Raw genomic sequence first — 16,860 nt, 5'->3', positions numbered from 1 at the left:
ATGACGGCTCCTCTCGTCGCGGTGCGCGATCTCACCGTCGATTTCGCGGGCGGCGCGCAGGCCTCGCGCGCCGTCGACGGCGTGAGCCTCGACATCGCACCGGGCGAAGCCCTGGGCATCGTGGGCGAATCGGGCTCGGGCAAGAGCGTGACCTGGCTGGCCGCGCTCGGTCTCCTGCCAACCAAAGCCCGCGTGACGGGCTCGGTCCGGATCGAAGGAAAGGAACTGGTCGGCGCCGCGCGCCGCGACCTCGAACAGGTACGCGGCAAGCGCATCGCCATGATCTTCCAGGACCCGTCGAGCTGCCTCAATCCGGTCCACCGCATCGGCCGCCAGCTCGTCGAGGCGCTCGGCCTGCATCGCGGCCTCACCGGACGCGCCGCCGAAGCCGAGACCCTGCGCCTGCTCGACCAGGTCGGCATCGCCGATGCCCGCCGGCGCCTCATGGACTATCCGCATCTCCTTTCCGGCGGTCTGAACCAGAGGGTCATGATCGCCATGGCACTGGCTGGCGAACCCGACCTGCTGGTCGCCGACGAACCCACGACGGCACTGGACGCCACCATCCAGGCGCAGATCCTCGCCCTGCTGGGCAGCATCCGGCGCGACACCGGCATGGCGCTGATCCTGATCAGCCATGACCTGGGCGTCGTGGCCGAGAACGTCGACCGCGTGGCGGTGATGTATGCCGGACGCCTCGTCGAGGAAGCGCCCGGCGCCGACCTGTTCGGCGCGGCCCGCCACCCCTACACGCAGGGCCTGCTGGCGGCCCTGCCCACGCTCACCGGGCCGCGCCGCCGGCTGGCCGCCATTCCGGGCACCGTGCCGGAACCGGGCAGGGTGCCCGTCGGTTGCCGTTTCGCGCCACGCTGCCCGGTCGCCGAGACCAAATGCGCGACGGTGCCGCCGCCGTCCCGCCTCGTCGGCTTCCGGCATGCCGCCGCCTGTCACCGACGTCTCGAGCCGGGTGCCTCTGCCTGGAACCAGCCGCAGGCCGCAGAATGAGCGCGCTGCTCGAGGCCACAAATCTCCGCCGTCACTACCGGGTTCGTGCCGGCCAGGGTCTGTTCGCCCCCAAGGCCGTGCTGCGCGCCGTCGACGGCGTGTCGCTGGCGCTGCGGCCGGGTCGCACCCTGGGCCTGGTGGGCGAATCGGGGTGCGGCAAGTCGACGACCGGCAAGCTGGTGCTGGGACTGGTGCCGCCCACGTCCGGCACCGTGCACTATCGCGGACAGACGCTGCCGCCCGTCGGCACGCCGGCCTGGCGCGGACTGCGCCGACACATCCAGATGGTCTACCAGGATCCGCTGGGCGCCCTCGACCGCCGCCTGCCGATCGGCACGCAGATCGGGGAGCCGCTGGTCATCCATGAACAGACGACCGCCACGGAGCGCCGCGACCGTGCGCTGGCAGCGATGGAATCGGTCGGCCTGCAGCGGCACCAGTACGAGCGCTATCCGCACGAACTGTCGGGCGGCCAGCGCCAGAGGGTCGTGCTGGCGCGCGCCCTGATGACGGGGCCGGACCTGCTGGTCTGCGACGAGCCGATCTCAGCGCTCGACGTTTCCATCCAGGCGCAGGTCGTCAACTTGCTGCTCGACCTGCAGGAACGACTGGGCATCGCCTATCTGTTCATCAGCCACGATCTCAAGGTCGTGCGCCAGGTGAGCCACGACGTCGCCGTCATGTATCTCGGCCGCATCGTCGAGCAGGGCGAGGCGGAGAGCCTGTTCGCCGCGCCGGCCCATCCCTATACGCGTGCCCTGGTGGCGGCGATCCCGACCGTCGATTTCGGCGGCGGACCGAAACGCGAGCGCATGCTGCTGCAGGGCGATCCGCCCAATCCGGTGAACGTGCCTTCCGGTTGCGCCTTCCACACGCGCTGTCCCTTTGCCACCGCACAGTGTCGCGCCGAAGCGCCGACGCTCCAGCCTCTGGCCGGCGGCCGCATGGTCGCCTGCCACCGCGTCCACGAACCCGCCCTGCAGGTCGCCGCCTGATGCTGATGTTCGCCACCTCGCGCCTGCTGCGCGCGGGCCTCACCATCCTGTTCGTGATGACCTTCGCCTTCGTGGTGCTGCGGCTGTCGGGCGACCCGGCGCTGCTCATCATGTCGGTCGACGCGCCGCCCGAGGCGATTGCCGCCTTCCGCGAGTCCTGGGGTCTCAACCAGCCGATCTGGGAACAGTACCTGTCCTATATCGGCCATGCCCTCACGGGCGATTTCGGCAAGTCGATGCGCGACGGGCGGCCGGCCATCGACCTCGTGATGGAAAGAGTGCCGGCGACCCTCGCCATCACCCTGCCGGCGCTGGCGCTCAAGATCGGCCTCGGCATTCCCGCCGGCATCTATGCCGCGCTGCATCGCAACTCGATGGCCGACCGGCTGACCATGGCGGCGTCGGTCGCGGGCTTCACCATGCCGAGTTTCGTGCTGGCGTTGCTGCTGGTGCTGGTGTTCGCGGTGCAGCTCGGCTGGCTGCCGGCCAGCGGCAGCAGCGGGATCTCCTCCGCCATCCTGCCGATCATCACGCTGGGCACCGGGGGCGCCGCGATCATGGCGCGCTTCACGCGCTCGGCCATGCTCGAAGTCCTGGGCCAGCCCTATATCCGCGCCGCCTCGGCCAAGGGCGTGACCTGGCACGCCGTCGTGACCCGCCATGCGCTGCCCAATGCCGCCATCCCGACCGTGACCATCATCGGATTCATGGTGGGCAGCCTGGTGGCCGGCGCCGTCGTCGTCGAAAGCGTCTTCTCCTGGCCGGGCGTCGGCCGGCTGCTGGTGTCGGCCGTGGCCAACCGCGACCTCGCCGTCGTGCAGGCCATCCTGATGGTGATCGCGGCCTGGATGGTGATGGCCAACCTCACCGTCGACCTGGCCTATGGCTGGCTCGATCCGCGCGTGCGCGGCTCGGCCGCGGCGCACTAGGAGGAGCAGCATGGCCATCGCCGAACGCGCGCCCGCTCCTGCCATCCGTCGCTGGCTCCCCGCCCTGCCGCTCGGTGTCATCCTGGCGCTGGCCTGGCTCGCGCTGATGATCGTGACGGCGCTGGGCGCGGATTTTCTCGTGCCCTATTCCATCACCGCGCTCGATCTCAAGGCGCGCCTCGCACCGCCGGCCCTGATGGGCGGCACCTGGGCCCATCCGCTGGGCACCGACGAACTCGGCCGCGACGTGCTCTCGCGTCTCATCATGTCGATCCGCATGAGCCTGCTGATCGCCTTCTTCGGCACGATCATCGCGGCAACGCTCGGCACGGCGCTGGGCTTCCTGGCCGCGCACTTCCGCAGGGCCGTCGAACAGGTCGTGCTGATGGCCATCGACTTCCAGGCCAGCATGCCCTTCATGATCATCGCTCTGGCGGTGCTGGCCTTCCTGGGGAACAGCCTGCCGCTGTTCATCGCGCTGATGGGCTTCCATTCCTGGGAACGCTACGCCCGCATCTCCCGCGGCCTTACGCTCGCCGCCAACGAGCAGGGCTATGCCGCCGCGATCCGCCAGCTCGGCGCGAGCCCGGCCCGCATCTACGGCCTGCACATCCTGCCCAACATCGCCTCGACCCTGATCGTGTCTATGACGCTCACCTTCCCCGAGATCATCCTGCTGGAGAGCGGCCTGTCGTTCCTCGGCCTCGGCGTCCAGCCGCCACTCGCCTCTCTGGGCAACATGGTGGGCTATGGCCGCGAATACATCAGCCACGCGCCGTGGATCATGCTGGCCCCGGCCGCCACGATCGTCCTCACGACCCTGTCGATCAGCCTCCTGGGCGACTGGCTGCGTGACCGGTTGGATCCGACGTTGCGCTGACGCACGAAGGCGACAAAGGTCCCTCGCTTACGCTCGGGATGACAACATTGTTGAAATCGGCGCAGGTGCGTCGATGACAAAAACAATGTCATCCCGAGCGAAAGCGAGGGACCTTTCGCTACTTCTTCTTCCCCTGCGGATGGATCGTCTCGCCGCGCTTCAGCATCTCGACGAAGGAAGCAATCTTCTTCTTCCGCCCCGCCTCGGTCTTCATGTTCTGCGTCCGAAAGACCAACGCGAAGCGATTCTGGGCGCTGAGCATGGCCAGCATGGCCCTCGCCTTGGGCTCGGCGTCGATGGCCGCCTGCAGGTCGTCCGGGATCTTCGAGTCCTTGCTTCGATAGGCACGGTCCCAGCGGCCGTCCTGCTTTGCCGCCTCGACCTGCTTCAGCCCATGCTCGGTCATGCGGCCCGCCTCGACCAAGCGCGCGACGTTGTCGACGTTGATCTGGCTCCAGACACTCTTGCGGCCACGCGGCGTGTACGTTGCAGGAAGCTCGTCTCGTCGAGGCCCTTGCGGATGCCGTCGATCCAGCCCCAGCACAGGACGACGTCGATCGCCTCCTTCGGCGTGATCGACTTCAGGCCGGAGCCGACCTTGTGGATCCTGATCCAGACTTCGCTTTCCGCGTCGTGATGCTTGCCCAGCCACCTGTAGAAGCTGGCTTCCGTCGCAAACTCGCGGACCTTGTCCGGGTCTACCGTGACCGGCGCCATCAGCAGATCCGGTAGCGTTCGACGGCATCCCGATCGAGTTCGATGCCGAGGCCAGGGCCTTCCGGCAACAGGATGTGCCCGGCTTCGAGCTTGAGCGGCGTCTCGAGGAGCTTCGTGCGCAGCTCGTTGTCGCTCATGTCGTATTCCAGCATCGAGGGGTGCGGCGGATGTTCGGTGTGCGGCGTCGCCGGCAGCGCCGCGAGGAAATGGCAGGCCGTCGCGAGACCCACGGCACCGCCCCAGACATGCGGTGCGACCCGCAGGTTCTGCGCATGCGCCAGCGCCACGATGCGCTTGGCCTCGGTGATGCCGCCGACGCCGGGAATGGAGGGCTGCACGATGTCGATGCAGCGCCCGTCGATCAGCGCGCGGAAGTCGCGGACGGTATGGTGGGCTTCGCCGGCCGCCAGCGCGATCGGCGAGCGCGCTCGCAGCTCGGCGTAGCCGCGGAAGTCGCCCGGCGGCAGAGGCTCCTCGATCCAGTGGATATTGAACGGCTCGATCGCGCGGGCGCATTCCAGCGCCACGTCGACCGTATAGGCACCGTTGATGTCGACGAGCAGCAGCTTGTCCGGTCCCAGCGCTTCGCGGGCAAGCTTCACGCGCTCGACGTCGTTCCTGATGCCGCGACCGATCTTGATCTTGGCGCCGGCATAGGGATGGGAAGCCGCCTCCGCCATCATGTGTTCGAGCTGGCGGTCGGGATCGTCGGAAAAGAAGCCGGTCGAGGCATAGGCCGGGAAGCGCGTCGTGCCGCAGCCGCCGATCAGGTCGCAGATCCTCACGCCGAAGCCGCGTGCCATCGCGTCCCACAAAGCGACATTGATGCCTGCGAGGCAGGAGGTGAGCTGGTTGCCGACGCCCAGGTGATAGATAGCGTTGCGCACCCGGGCCTCAACATGATCGAAGTCGAAGATGCTGCGGCCCAGGAACATCGGTTCGAGCATGCGGAAATACTCCCGCGTCACATGAGGATTGCCGAAGGCCTCGCCGATTCCCGTCACGCCCTGGTCGGTCTCGACCTCGACCAGCCCGCCCTGTCGGCGGAAGCCGCCGCCGCGCGACATGCCGTAGGCTTTCTCCGGCGCGAAGGCATATTCGAGTCCGATGAACGAAAGACGGCGGATCGTCGGCATGGCAGCTCCTGCAAAACCCGCGCTATGGTGGGCCCCAAAGCAAATCGGAGGCAACCGCTCATGACCATCCCCAAAACGCACCGCCGCGTCGTCCTCGTGCGTCGCCCACCCGGCGAGCCCGCCGAATCCGATTTCCGCGTCGAGGAAGTGCCGGTGCCCGAGCCGCGCCATGGCGAGGTTCTGGTGAAGGTGCATTACCTCTCGCTCGATCCCTATCAGCGTGGCCGCATGCGCGATGCCGCCTCCTACGCCTCGCCCGTGGGTCTCGGCGAAGTGATGACCGGCGGCACGGTCGGCGAGGTCGTGGTCTCGCAGAACCCGGACTTCAAGGTGGGCGACATCGTCGAGGATCGTCTCGGCTGGCAGGAATACGCGATCGGCGGCGGCCCGGCCCTGCGCAAGGTCGATCCCTCGCTGGCGCCGATCTCGACGGCCAATGGCGTACTGGGCATGCCGGGCATGACCGCCTATTTCGGCCTGCTGCATGTCGGCCAGCCCAAGCCCGGCGAGACGGTCGTGGTGTCGGCGGCCTCCGGTGCGGTCGGCCAGGTCGTGGGCCAGATCGCGAAGATCATGGGCTGCCGCACCGTCGGCATCGCCGGCGGCGCGAAGAAGTGCGCCTTCGTGAAGGACGAGCTCGGCTTCGATGCCTGCATCGACTACAAGGCGGAAAAGGACCTCGACGCCGCGCTGCGCGCCGCCTGCCCCAACGGGCCCGACGTCTATTTCGACAATGTCGGCGGCGAGATCACCGACGCCGTCCTGCGCAACATCAACTTCTTCGGCCGGGTCGCGCTCTGCGGCTCGATCTCGCAATACAACGCGACCGGCGCCTCGATGGGGCCGCGCCTGCTCGGCACCTTCGTCGGCAAGCGCGTGATGGCGCGCGGCTTCATCGTCACCGACTTCGCGCAGCATTACGGCCCGGCGATGCGCCAGATGGGCGAATGGATCCGCGACGGCCGGCTCAAGTACCGCGAGGACATCGTCGAGGGCATCGACAAGGCGCCGCGCGCCTTCATCGGCCTGCTGCGCGGCGAGAACTTCGGCAAGATGCTGGTGAAGCTCGCATGAGCTACGACGCGCCCTTCGCCGGCCTAAAAGTCGTCGACCTGAGCCAGGGCATCGCCGGCCCCTATTGCGCGATGCTGCTGGCCCAGCACGGCGCCGAGGTGATCAAGGTCGAGGGGATCGGCGAGGGCGACTGGGCGCGCACCCTGGGCGTCCACTACGAGAGCCACAGTGCCTTTTCGATCATCGGCAACATGGGCAAGCGCAGCCTGTCCGTCGACCTGAAGAGCGACGCCGGCAAGGAGATCGTGTGGCGCCTGCTGAAGGATGCCGACATCTTCCTCGAAGGCTTCCGGCCGGGCGTCATCAAGCGGCTGGGCTTCGACTATGAAGCGGTGTCGGCGCGCGTGCCCCGCCTGCTCTACGTGTCGATCTCGGGCTTCGGCCAGACCGGCCCGCTCTCCGAACGGCCGGCGATGGACCCGGTGCTGCAGGCCTATACCGGCCTGATGGCGGAGAATCGCGGCGAGGACGGGATTCCCCATCGCGTGCCGGTGATCGTCGTCGACATGTCGACGGCTCTCTATGCCTTCCAGGCCGTGAGCGCGGCGCTCTACGCCCGGCGCGACGAGACGAAGGGGCGCTACATCGACGTCAGCCTGATGCAGTCGGCGACGGCGCTGCAGTCGATCCGACTCATGGCGTGCCATCTCGAAGGCGGCACGATGAAGCCGGGCGGCGTGCCCGGGGGCGTGTTCAGGACGGCGGACGGCTGGATGTCGATCCTCGCCCTCAAGGACAGCGACTGGCAGAGCCTGTGCCGCGTGATGGAGGTCCCCGCCCTGGCGCATGAGGAACGCTTCGCCACCCCGGCGGCACGGCTCGCCAACGAAGCGGCGCTCTACGCGATCGTGCGACCGATGATCGAGGCCAAGTCCTCGGCGCACTGGAGCGAGAAGCTCACCGAGGCCAGGCTGATGCACGAGCGGCTGAACAGCTACGCCGACTTCATCAACCAGCCGCACGTCAAGGAAACCGGCCTGATCCACTGGCTGGAACAGGCCGGTGTGCCGACGAAAGTACCGGTCCCCGCCCTGCCCGGCATGCTGCCGCCGGAACCGGGCACGGCGCGCGCCGAGGCGCCGGTGCCCGGCCAGCACAGCCGCGCGATCCTGGAGGAGCACGGCTATTCGGCAAGCGAGATCGATACGCTGGTCGCCGGCGGCACCGTCGCGGCAACGAGGTAGGAACATGCGGAAGAAAGCCGTCGTCGTCGGCGCCCTGGGCGTCATCGGCCGCTACATCGTCGAGCGGCTGGTGGCCGAGGGCGACTGGCAGGTCATAGGACTCTCACGCCGGCCGGAGAAGAACGGGCCGCGCTATCGCCATGTCTCCGTCGACCTGCTCGACCTCGACGACGTGGCCGCGAAGCTCGCGGACCTGCGCGACGTCACGCATGTCTTCTACGCCGCCTTCCAGCCGGGCACCGGCAACGCGGCAGGCTATGCCTCGGTGATCGCGCCCAACCGCGACATGCTGGTGAACTCCGTCACCGCCATCGCCAGGGCGTCGGCCAGGCTGCAGCGCGTCGTGCTGGTCACCGGGACGAAATACTACGGCACGCATCTCGGCCCGCTGAAGACGCCGATGCGCGAGACGGATCCGCGCCACATGCCGCCCGATTTCTACTTCGACCAGATCGACTGGCTGACCGGCTTCCAGCGCGGCAAGCGGTGGAATTGGACCGAGTTGCGCCCCCAGACCCTGTGCGGCTTCGCGCCCGGCACCGCCATGAGCATCATGCCCGCCATCGCCGTCTATGCCGCAATCTCGAAGGAACTCGGACTTCCGCTGCGCTTTCCCGGCAAGCCCGGCGCGTACGGCACGATCTACCAGGTGACGGAATCCTCGCATTTCGCCAGCGCAGCCCTGTGGGCCGCCACCGAGAAGCGCGCGGCCAACCAGGCCTACAACATCACCAACGGCGACTATTTCCGCTGGCGCAACGTCTGGCCCCGCATCGCCCAGGTCTTCGACATGAAGGTGGGCGAACTGCAGACCATCAGCCTGACCCAGCACATGGCCGACAAGGCCGAACTGTGGGCCGCGATGACGAAGAAGTACCGGCTGAAGAAGTTCGACTTCGGCCAGCTCGTGGCCTGGCCCTTCGCCGACTATGTGTTCGGTTCGGACTGGGACGTGATGTCCGATGTCACCAAGAGCCGGCTGCATGGCTTCCACGAGGTGGTCGACAGCGAGACCATGTTCGGGCGCCTGCTGACCCGCTTCCGCAAGGAGAAGATCGTGCCCTAGCGGGCCGTGCAGCGACGGACTACAAGGAAACATGGCCCGGACATTGCTCGGGTCATGATGGCCGCGGGGGCGCCATCGTTCGGGGGAGCAAATTCGCAAAATGAGTGAGTCGTCCAGCCTGCTGCCGCCCGAACCATGGCCTCAGCGCATATCGCGCATCCTCGCCTGGATCGGCGGCGCCATCATCCTCATCGGCTGCAGCGGGCTCATCACCATCGACGTCATCACCCGCTTTCTCTTCAAACGCGGCATGGTCGAGAGCTTCGAAGTGTCAGGCTACGCCCTGGCCGCCTGCATCGGCCTTGGCCTCGGCTTCGCCACCACCTCCAAGACGCATATCCGCGTCGACATTCTGCTCGATGCCTTTCCGCGACCCGTCCGCGTTGCATTCGACCTGCTCGCCGCCCTGTCGCTGGCGCTGCTGGCCGTCGCGCTCGCCTGGTTCTGCTGGGGCACGGTCGCCCAATCCATGGCGATGAATGCAAAATCGGTGTCCACCCTCCAAACCCCGATGGCACTGCCGCAGTCGATCTGGTGGGTCGGCATCTTCTGGTTCGCCTGTGTTGCCGTCCTGCTGCCCGTCCAGGCCGCGTTGCGCCTTCTGGCAGGTGACGGCCCGGGCTTCGATTCCCTGATCGGCAGCCTGCGCGTCGCCGAGGAAATCACCCAGGCCGGGGTGGAACAGGTCCCGCCAGCGAACGGATCGCCGCGATGATCGGCACGGCCTTCACGTTGCTCGTCGTCCTGGTGGGGATCAGCCTGCCGGTCGCGGTGGCGCTCGGCCTGATGGCCTATGTCCTCTCGGAGCGCTACGCCTTCTTTCCGATGACCGGCGCGATCGGCGAGCTCGCCTGGAACTCGTCGAACGACTTCATCCTGATCGCCGCGCCGATGTTCATCATGATGGGCGAACTGATGCACCGGTCGGGCATGAGCGAGCGCCTGTTCGCGGCCCTGACGCCGTGGTTCGCGCGTATTCCCGGCCGCCTCGTCCATACCAACATCGCGGCGAGCGCGATCTTCGCGGCCACCTCGGGCTCCTCCGTGGCCACGGCCGCCACCATCGGCACGGTGGCCATCCCCAACATGGACAAGGGTGGTTACAACCGGCCCCTGTTCCTGGGATCGATCGCCGCCGGCGGGACGCTCGGCATCCTGATCCCGCCGTCGATCAACATGATCATCTATGCCGTGCTGACGGACACGTCGGTGGCCGATCTCTACGCGGCAGGCTTCATCCCCGGTTTCATGCTGGCGGGACTGTTCTCCCTGATGGTGCTGGCGCTCTGCCTGTTCCGTCCGCAATGGGCCGGCCCCAGGCAGGACACGTCGAACCTCTGGCACGACCGCATCTCGGGCCTCAAGAACCTGCTGCCGCCGCTCGGCCTGTTTCTCGTCGTCGTGGGGTCGATCTATGCCGGCATCGCCACGCCGACAGAGGCCGCGGCTCTGGGCCTCATGGCCACGCTGGGCCTGGTCGCGGCCAACGGCCAGCTCACCGTACCGGTCCTGCTGCGGGCCTTCGAGGGCACGGTGCGGACGACCTGCATGGTGATGCTGATCGTGATCGCGGCCTTCTTCCTCAACTTCGTCATGGTTTCGATCGGCCTGGTCAAGGCCATCACCGACACGGTGCTGGCGCTGGGTCTCTCGCCGCTCGGCATGCTGGTCGCCATCGTCGTGTTCTACCTGATCCTGGGCTGCTTCATGGAGACGCTGTCCATGATGATCGCCACCACGCCGGTGGTGGTGCCCGTGATCGTGGCGCTGGGCTACAGCCCGGTCTGGTGGGGCATCGTCTTCGTGATCCTGATGGAGGCCGCGCTGATCACCCCGCCGGTCGGCCTCAACCTCTATGTGGTGCAGGCGGTGCGGCGCACCGGCGCCTTCTCCGACCTCTGCATCGGTGCGCTGCCCTTCGTCGTGATGATGATCGTCATGATCGGCATCCTCATTGCCTTTCCCCAACTGGCGCTGTGGCTGCCAGCCCTTCTCAAGGCCTGACTTCTCAAAGGAGGATTGCATGTCCCTGAAGAATCTCGTCACGGCGGCGGCCCTCGCCGGCTCGTTCGCCATCGGTAGTGCCGTGGCACAAACGCCGCCGGCCCTGCCCTCGACCTCGTTCAACGTCGTGGGCAGCATCGGCGGCCTGTCGATGTACACGAATCGCGAGGTGCCGTTCTGGACGGTGACCGTGCCGAAGGAATCGGGCGGCGCGATCAAGGTGCAGGTCAAGCCCTTCACCGAACTGGGCTTCAAGGGCGCCGAGATATTTCGTCTCGTCTCCAGCGGCACGCTGCAGTTCGCCACCACCGTGCTGAACTACAATTCCGGCGAAGTGCCGATGAACGAAGCCGCCGACCTGGTGGGCCTCGTCGGTTCCGTCGAGGAACTCGAGAAGGTCATCGAGGCGATCCGTCCGGCCTATGCCAAGTTCCTCGAGGAGAAGCACGGCATCAAGCTGCTGGGCTTCGGTACCTACCAGGCGCAGGTCCTCTACTGCCGCGATGCCTTCGTCACGATCGCCGACCTGAAGGGCCGCAAGATCCGCGCCTCGGGCGCCTCGCAGCAGGCGTTCGTCACCCATATCGGCGCCTCGCCGCTCAACATCGCCTTCGCCGAGGTCCAGCCGGCCCTCGCCAGCGGCGTGGTCGATTGCGCCATCACCGGCGCGCTCTCGGGTTACAAGTCGAAGTGGCACGAGGCCGCGAAATTCATTTCGCCCATGCCAGTCAATTTCGGCGTCGCCGCCCAGCTCGCGAATCTGAAGTGGTGGAATACACTCGACCCCAAGGTTCAGGCCTTCCTGCAGACCGAGCTGAACAAGCTCGAAAAGTCGATCTTCGAGCAGGCGCGCACCGAGACGCAGACCGGCCTCAACTGCAACACCGGCACCGGCCCCTGCAGCGAGGGCGCACCCGCCACCATGAAGCTGGTGCCCGTCACGCCCGCCGACGAGGCCCTGCGCAAGGACGCGCTCACCAAGGCGATCCTGCCGTCCTTCGCCAAGCGCTGCGGCCCGGACTGCGTCAAGACCTGGAACGATACGGTCGGGAAGACGCTGAACGTCACGCTCGCGCCGTAACGGGCGGCCCATGATCACCCTGCTCGATCCTGCGAGCTATCTCCGCACGCCGTGGAAGAACGGCGGCGGCACGACCGTCGACATCGCCTTCTCGGGCGATGTCTGGCGGTTCGGCCGCACCCCGATCGTGCAGCCCGGGCCCTTCTCCGACTATACGGGGTACGATCGCGTCCAGGTCCTCGTCTCCGGCAGCGGGTTGGTGCTGCAGACGCCGCAGGGCGAGATCGACGTGCGCCAGCCCTTCCGGCCCGTGCGCTTCACGGGCGAGACCCCGATCGTGAGCCGGCTGGAGGCCGGGCCGGTGGAAGTCGTCAACCTCATCGGCGCCCGCGCCCGGGTGAAGGTCGACATCGCCGTCCTCGACGAGGACCGCACGCTCGTCCTGCAGCCCGGCACGCACATTGCCTACAGCCCCCACGGTGATGCGACGGTGGCGGTGCAAGGCGAGGAGCGCAAACTGGCTTCGGATTATGCGCTGCGCCTGGACGTCACCGGGCCGACACGGCTGAGCGGCATCGTCGGCTGCCTGCTGGTCGGCAGCGTCACCCCGGCATAGGAGACGGTTCGATGCGGATTGCGGTTGTCGGCGCCGGCGGCGTCGGAGGCGGCTATGGGGCGGCGCTGGCGCACGCCGGCGCCGACGTCACCTTCATCGCGCGCGGGGCCCATCTTGCGGCGATGAAGAAGGACGGGCTGCGGATCGAGAGTGTCCGTGGCAACACCCATCTGCAGCCGACGACAGCCACGGAGAATCCGGCCGAGGTCGGCCCGGTCGACTATGTGCTGTTCTGCGTGAAGCTATGGGACGTCGAGAGCGCCGGCGAGGCGATCAAGCCGATGGTCGGACCCGACACCGCCGTCATCACCCTCCAGAACGGCGTCGATGCCCACGAACGATTGATCCCGATCCTCGGCGCCCGCGCCGTCATGCCGGGCGTCGCCAATATCAGCGCCACGATCGCGGAGCCGGGGTTGATCCGCCAGACCGGCACGGTGATGCGCATGGTATTCGGCGAGCCGGACGGCAGCCGCAGCCCGCGCGCGGTCGCCTTCCAGGAGATGTGCAAGAAGGCTGGCATCGAGGGCGTCCTGAGCGAAGCCATCATGACCGACCTCTGGATCAAGTTCGTCCTGCTGGCCTCCAACGCCGGCGTCATGGCGCTCACCCGCCTGCCGGTCGGCAAGCTGCGCGACGATGCCGACATCAATACGATGTTCGGCGCCGCTTACGAGGAAGTGGCCGCGGTCGGCCGCGCCCTGGGCGTCACCCTGCCCGCCGACATCGTCGAACGGACCTTCAACTTCAACCGCAATGCCCCGCCGCACCTGATGGCGTCGATGGCGGTCGACCTGCTGCGCGGCAACCGGATCGAGTTGCCCTGGCTGTCGGGCAAGGTCGTCGAACTGGGCCGGAAGCACAATGTCCCGACACCGACACACGCGCTGATGTATGCTGCATTGAAGCCCTACATCATGGGCACGCCAGACTGAGGAAACCATGCGCGTCCTGCTCGTCCTACTTTTCGCCCTTGTCGCAGGAAGCGCCTCGGCCGACGACCTCAAGCTGCTGACCGCCGGCGCCTATAAGCCGGCGGCCATCGAGATCGTCGCCGACTTCGAGAAGAAGACCGGGCACAAGGTGACGATCGAAAGCGGCACGACCGGGGCCCTGCAGAAGCGCGTCGCCGCCGGCGAGTATTTCGACGTGGTGGTCATCCCGCCGATCCCGATGGCGCAGTTCCTGGGAAACCGCATCGACGAGAGCAGCGCCAAGGAACTGGCCCGCGCCGGCGTCGGCATGGCCATCAAGCAGGGTGCGCCGGTGCCCGACATTTCCGAGCCCGACGGCTTCAAGAAGGCGCTGCTGGCGGCGCGCGCCATCGCCTACATCGATCCGGCCTCGGGCGGGTCGAGCGGCATCTACGTCGCCCAGCTCTTCCAGCAGATGGGGATCGCCGATCAGCTCAAGTCCAGGAGCGTGCTGGTCCAGGGCGGACTGGCTGCCGAGCAGATCGTCAATGGCAAGGCCGACGTCGCCCTGCAGCAGAGCAGCGAGCTGATGGGCGTGCCGGGGGTGCAGTTCGTCGGCCCGATCCCGCTGATGCTGCAGAACTACACGATCTATTCCGGCGGCGTGTCCGTGGCCTCCCGCAACCGCGCCGCGGCGGACACGCTCCTGCTGGCGCTGGCCAATCCCGAAAACGGCAAGCTCCTGAAGTCGAAGGGGCTGGATAGTCCGTAGGGCGGGATGAGACGAACGGTCCCTCACTTCGTTCGGAATGACTATTTTTCCGGATTGGCGCAGTGCGCCGCGGATGAAAACAGTGTCATCCCGAACGTAGTGAGGGACCTTTGAGTCAGCGGCTCACTTGATCTCCTTGAGCGCCTCCTCCCACGCGCCGATCGTGTGATCGATGTCGGCCTGGGTGTGCGCCACGCTGACATAATACTTGCTGTCGCCCTTCATGATGCCGCGGGCGCGCAGGGCCTGGTTGAAGCGCTTCAAGATCGCGGTGTCGGCCTTCAACGTGTCGCGATAGTCCTTGATCGGCTGGTCGGTGAAGATGATGTCGAACAGCGGCGGCTCGCCGATCACCTGCGCCTTGAAGCCGTGCTTCTTCAGCAGTTCCGACAGCGTGTCCATCAGCCTGCGGCCGTTGGCGAAGACGCCCTCGTAGGTGCCCGGGCGCTTCAGCACCTCGAGCGTGGCGAGGCCGGCGACGGCGGCCACCGGATTGCCCGATAGGGTGCCCACCTGGAAGATGAAATCCTCGTCGGTCATCGCCAGGCGATCGAAGTGCTTCATGATGTCGGCGCGGCCGGCGATGGCCGCCAGCGCGAAACCGCCGCCCACGATCTTGCCCAGGGTGCAGAGATCGGGCGTGACGCCGTAATATTCCTGGGCGCCGCCATAGGCGAAGCGGAAACCGGTCACGACCTCGTCGAAGATCAGCGGGATGCCGTGCTCGGCCGTCACCTCCCGCAGCGCCTGCAGGAAGCCGGGCTTCGGCGGGATCAGGCGCTGGAACGGCTCGACGATGACGCCGGCCAGCTCGTCCTTCTGCTCCTCGATCAGGCTCCGCACCATGTCGATGTCGTTGAAGGCCGCGACCACCATCTCGTCGGCCACCGACTTCGGGATGCCGGCCGAATCGAGTGTGCCGCGTGGGAAATTGCCGGGGTTCTTGGGCGCCAGGGACACCAGCGCATAGTCGCTCATGCCGTGATAGCCGCCCTCGAACTTCAGGATCTTGTCGCGCTTGCGGAAAGCGCGCGCGGCGCGCATCGCATAGAGATCGGCCTCGGTGCCGGAGCAGACGAAGCGCACCTGCTCGGCGCAGGGAACCGCGTCGACGATCGCTTCGGCGAGCGCGATGCCGTGACGGTTGTTGCCGAAGAAGGTCGTGCCGAGCGGCACTTGCGCCTGCACCGCCGCCGTGACCTCCGGATGGGCATGGCCGATGAACATCGGGCCGGAGCCCAGCAGGAAGTCGACATATTCTTTGCCGGCCTCGTCGTAGATCCGGCCGCCCTTGCCCTCCTTGAGGATCACCTCGGCCGGCATGTTGCCGAAGCTGCCGCCCGGCAGGACGCGGCGCGCCTGTTCGACGAGCTGGTTGGTGGGATCGACGGGTGTCTGGACGTTCATGGGATACCCTTACGCTATTCGATGGGGACAAAGATGGAGTGACGGAGCTGGCCGTTGATCGCCTTCGAGAAGTGGCCCTTGCCGTGCGTGTCCTCGACCAATATCACCTCGCCGGCGCCGATGATGCGCGTCTCGCCGTCGCTGGCCTGGATGGAAACACCGGCGTCGAGGTTGATGATGTACTGCCGGCGCGGCGCCGGATGCCATTCGTAATCGTAGGTGCCGGGCGTCTCGCGAAAAATGATGCCGGTCGCCGGCAGCGTCGCCGAGGTCTTGCCGCCGCGCCCTTCGTTCTTCCATTCGATCTCGATGTCGCGGAAGTGGGTCTCGCCGTCGGCGTCGACATACAGGTTATGGATACGCATGAATTTTTCTCTCCCTTGCCCTCTTCGCCGGGCAGCTTAGAACGAAAGCATGCTGAAGAAACCCGTTGAAGCCGTGCTTTTCGACATGGACGGTCTGCTGATCGACACCGAAGCCGTCTACATCGATGCGCTGCAGGACGCAGCGCGCGATCTCGAAATCGAGATGACCCTGGCGTTCTGTCATTCGATGATCGGCGTCTCGGCCCGCGAATGCGACGTCATGATCCAGAATTTCTATGGGCCCGACTTCCGCATCGATCATTTCCGCGAGCGCTTCTCCGGCCATGCCAGGCGGCGGCTGGAGAGCCATCTGCCGGTCAAGTCCGGCGTCGTCGAGATGCTCGACTTCCTGGCGGCCCGCGGCCTGCGCCTCGCCGTCGCCACCGGCTCGGGGCGCCTCACCGCGGAGCGTCACCTCGGGCGCGCCGGTCTCATCGATCGCTTCGCCGCGGTGGCAACGCGCGACGACGTCCAGAACGCCAAGCCCGCACCCGACGTCTATCTCGAAGCCGCCCGCCGCCTCGGCGTGACGCCGGAGCGCTGCATCGCCTTCGAGGATTCCAATGTCGGCCTCACCGCCGCCCATGCCGCCGGCACGATGGCCTTCATGGTGCCGGACATCCTGCCGCCGCTGCCCGAAGTCCGCGCCAAGTGCCTGCGTGTGTTCGAAGACCTGCACGCGGCGCGGCTGATGCTCGAAGAGTCGCTTTAATTCACAGCGACTGATCCACTGGCCCGCTGGGCGCGTAGAGGAGCGTCAACAGCGGAGTTGCCC

17 protein-coding genes and 1 pseudogene are annotated in these 16,860 nt (G+C 67.0%); 14 read left to right on the top strand and 4 right to left on the bottom strand.

The features are described from left to right. Genes EPO41_RS02330 through EPO41_RS02315 form a run of 4 tightly spaced genes read left to right on the top strand, consistent with a single transcriptional unit; the run spans position 1 to position 3,809 of the window. Complete coding sequence (locus EPO41_RS02330) at positions 1-1,005, top strand: ABC transporter ATP-binding protein (RefSeq protein WP_296319804.1); 1,005 nt, start codon at positions 1-3, stop codon at positions 1,003-1,005. After that, positions 1,002-2,000, top strand: coding sequence for an oligopeptide/dipeptide ABC transporter ATP-binding protein (locus EPO41_RS02325; protein ID WP_296319802.1), 999 nt, complete (start codon positions 1,002-1,004; stop codon positions 1,998-2,000). Before EPO41_RS02330 ends, EPO41_RS02325 begins: the two co-directional genes overlap by 4 nt. Beyond that, complete coding sequence (locus EPO41_RS02320; protein ID WP_296319800.1) at positions 2,000-2,929, top strand: ABC transporter permease; 930 nt, start codon at positions 2,000-2,002, stop codon at positions 2,927-2,929. The genes EPO41_RS02325 and EPO41_RS02320 overlap by 1 nt, the downstream gene beginning before the upstream one ends. Positions 2,930-2,939: 10 nt before the next feature. Beyond that, the gene (locus EPO41_RS02315; protein WP_296319798.1) at positions 2,940-3,809 is read left to right on the top strand and encodes an ABC transporter permease; all 870 of its coding nucleotides are present in this window, start codon (positions 2,940-2,942) and stop codon (positions 3,807-3,809) included. A 118-nt stretch (positions 3,810-3,927) separates the two neighbouring features. On the opposite strand, the pseudogene EPO41_RS02310 reads toward EPO41_RS02315, so the two are convergent. After that, positions 3,928-4,526, bottom strand: a pseudogene (locus EPO41_RS02310) (YdeI/OmpD-associated family protein). Continuing rightward, positions 4,526-5,662: a mandelate racemase/muconate lactonizing enzyme family protein gene (locus EPO41_RS02305; RefSeq protein WP_296319796.1), complete on the bottom strand. Its 1,137-nt coding sequence runs from the start codon at positions 5,660-5,662 to the stop codon at positions 4,526-4,528. The pseudogene EPO41_RS02310 and the gene EPO41_RS02305 overlap by 1 nt, the downstream one beginning before the upstream one ends. Before the next feature lie 60 nt (positions 5,663-5,722). Between EPO41_RS02305 and EPO41_RS02300 the strand changes: the two genes are divergently transcribed. The 9 genes from EPO41_RS02300 (at position 5,723) to EPO41_RS02260 (ending at position 14,313) form a co-directional block, all read left to right on the top strand. Continuing rightward, positions 5,723-6,736, top strand: a complete 1,014-nt coding sequence (locus tag EPO41_RS02300) for an NADP-dependent oxidoreductase (RefSeq protein WP_296319794.1) — start codon at positions 5,723-5,725, stop codon at positions 6,734-6,736. After that, positions 6,733-7,920, top strand: a complete 1,188-nt coding sequence (locus tag EPO41_RS02295) for a CoA transferase (RefSeq protein WP_296319792.1) — start codon at positions 6,733-6,735, stop codon at positions 7,918-7,920. Before EPO41_RS02300 ends, EPO41_RS02295 begins: the two co-directional genes overlap by 4 nt. Before the next feature lie 4 nt (positions 7,921-7,924). Beyond that, positions 7,925-8,986, top strand: a complete 1,062-nt coding sequence (locus tag EPO41_RS02290) for an SDR family oxidoreductase (protein ID WP_296319789.1) — start codon at positions 7,925-7,927, stop codon at positions 8,984-8,986. A 100-nt stretch (positions 8,987-9,086) separates the two neighbouring features. Further along, positions 9,087-9,701 carry a TRAP transporter small permease gene (locus EPO41_RS02285; RefSeq protein ID WP_296319788.1) on the top strand — a complete coding sequence of 205 codons (615 nt, stop codon included), beginning with the start codon at positions 9,087-9,089 and terminating at the stop codon, positions 9,699-9,701. Beyond that, on the top strand, positions 9,698-10,990 hold the full coding sequence (locus tag EPO41_RS02280) for a TRAP transporter large permease (RefSeq protein ID WP_296319787.1): 1,293 nt from the start codon (positions 9,698-9,700) through the stop codon (positions 10,988-10,990). The genes EPO41_RS02285 and EPO41_RS02280 overlap by 4 nt, the downstream gene beginning before the upstream one ends. Before the next feature lie 19 nt (positions 10,991-11,009). Further along, on the top strand, positions 11,010-12,071 hold the full coding sequence (locus EPO41_RS02275; protein ID WP_296319786.1) for a TRAP transporter substrate-binding protein: 1,062 nt from the start codon (positions 11,010-11,012) through the stop codon (positions 12,069-12,071). A gap of 10 nt (positions 12,072-12,081) precedes the next feature. Then, a complete protein-coding gene (locus EPO41_RS02270) occupies positions 12,082-12,627 on the top strand; it encodes a HutD family protein (RefSeq protein WP_296319785.1) in 546 nt (181 codons plus the stop codon). 11 nt (positions 12,628-12,638) lie between these two features. Then, entirely contained in the window at positions 12,639-13,562 is a 924-nt protein-coding gene (locus EPO41_RS02265; protein ID WP_296319784.1) for a 2-dehydropantoate 2-reductase, read from the top strand. A 7-nt stretch (positions 13,563-13,569) separates the two neighbouring features. Further along, positions 13,570-14,313 (top strand): substrate-binding domain-containing protein, encoded by a 744-nt coding sequence (locus EPO41_RS02260; protein ID WP_296319783.1) that lies wholly within the window; start codon positions 13,570-13,572, stop codon positions 14,311-14,313. 123 nt (positions 14,314-14,436) lie between these two features. On the opposite strand, the gene EPO41_RS02255 is transcribed toward EPO41_RS02260, so the two are convergent. Together EPO41_RS02255 and EPO41_RS02250 are read right to left on the bottom strand one after the other, a co-directional pair. Continuing rightward, positions 14,437-15,720 carry an aminotransferase class III-fold pyridoxal phosphate-dependent enzyme gene (locus EPO41_RS02255; protein ID WP_296319782.1) on the bottom strand — a complete coding sequence of 428 codons (1,284 nt, stop codon included), beginning with the start codon at positions 15,718-15,720 and terminating at the stop codon, positions 14,437-14,439. A 14-nt stretch (positions 15,721-15,734) separates the two neighbouring features. After that, positions 15,735-16,085 (bottom strand): hypothetical protein, encoded by a 351-nt coding sequence (locus EPO41_RS02250; protein WP_295138471.1) that lies wholly within the window; start codon positions 16,083-16,085, stop codon positions 15,735-15,737. Between the two features lie 49 nt (positions 16,086-16,134). Between EPO41_RS02250 and EPO41_RS02245 the strand changes: the two genes are divergently transcribed. Next, positions 16,135-16,797: an HAD family phosphatase gene (locus EPO41_RS02245; protein WP_296319780.1), complete on the top strand. Its 663-nt coding sequence runs from the start codon at positions 16,135-16,137 to the stop codon at positions 16,795-16,797. Positions 16,798-16,860 lie beyond the last annotated feature (63 nt).

The organism is Reyranella sp. (assembly GCF_004297265.1).
Taxonomy (GTDB): Bacteria; Pseudomonadota; Alphaproteobacteria; order Reyranellales; family Reyranellaceae; genus Reyranella.
Note: the sequence above shows the minus strand (reverse complement) of the source record. Positions and strands in the feature narration are given on the sequence as shown.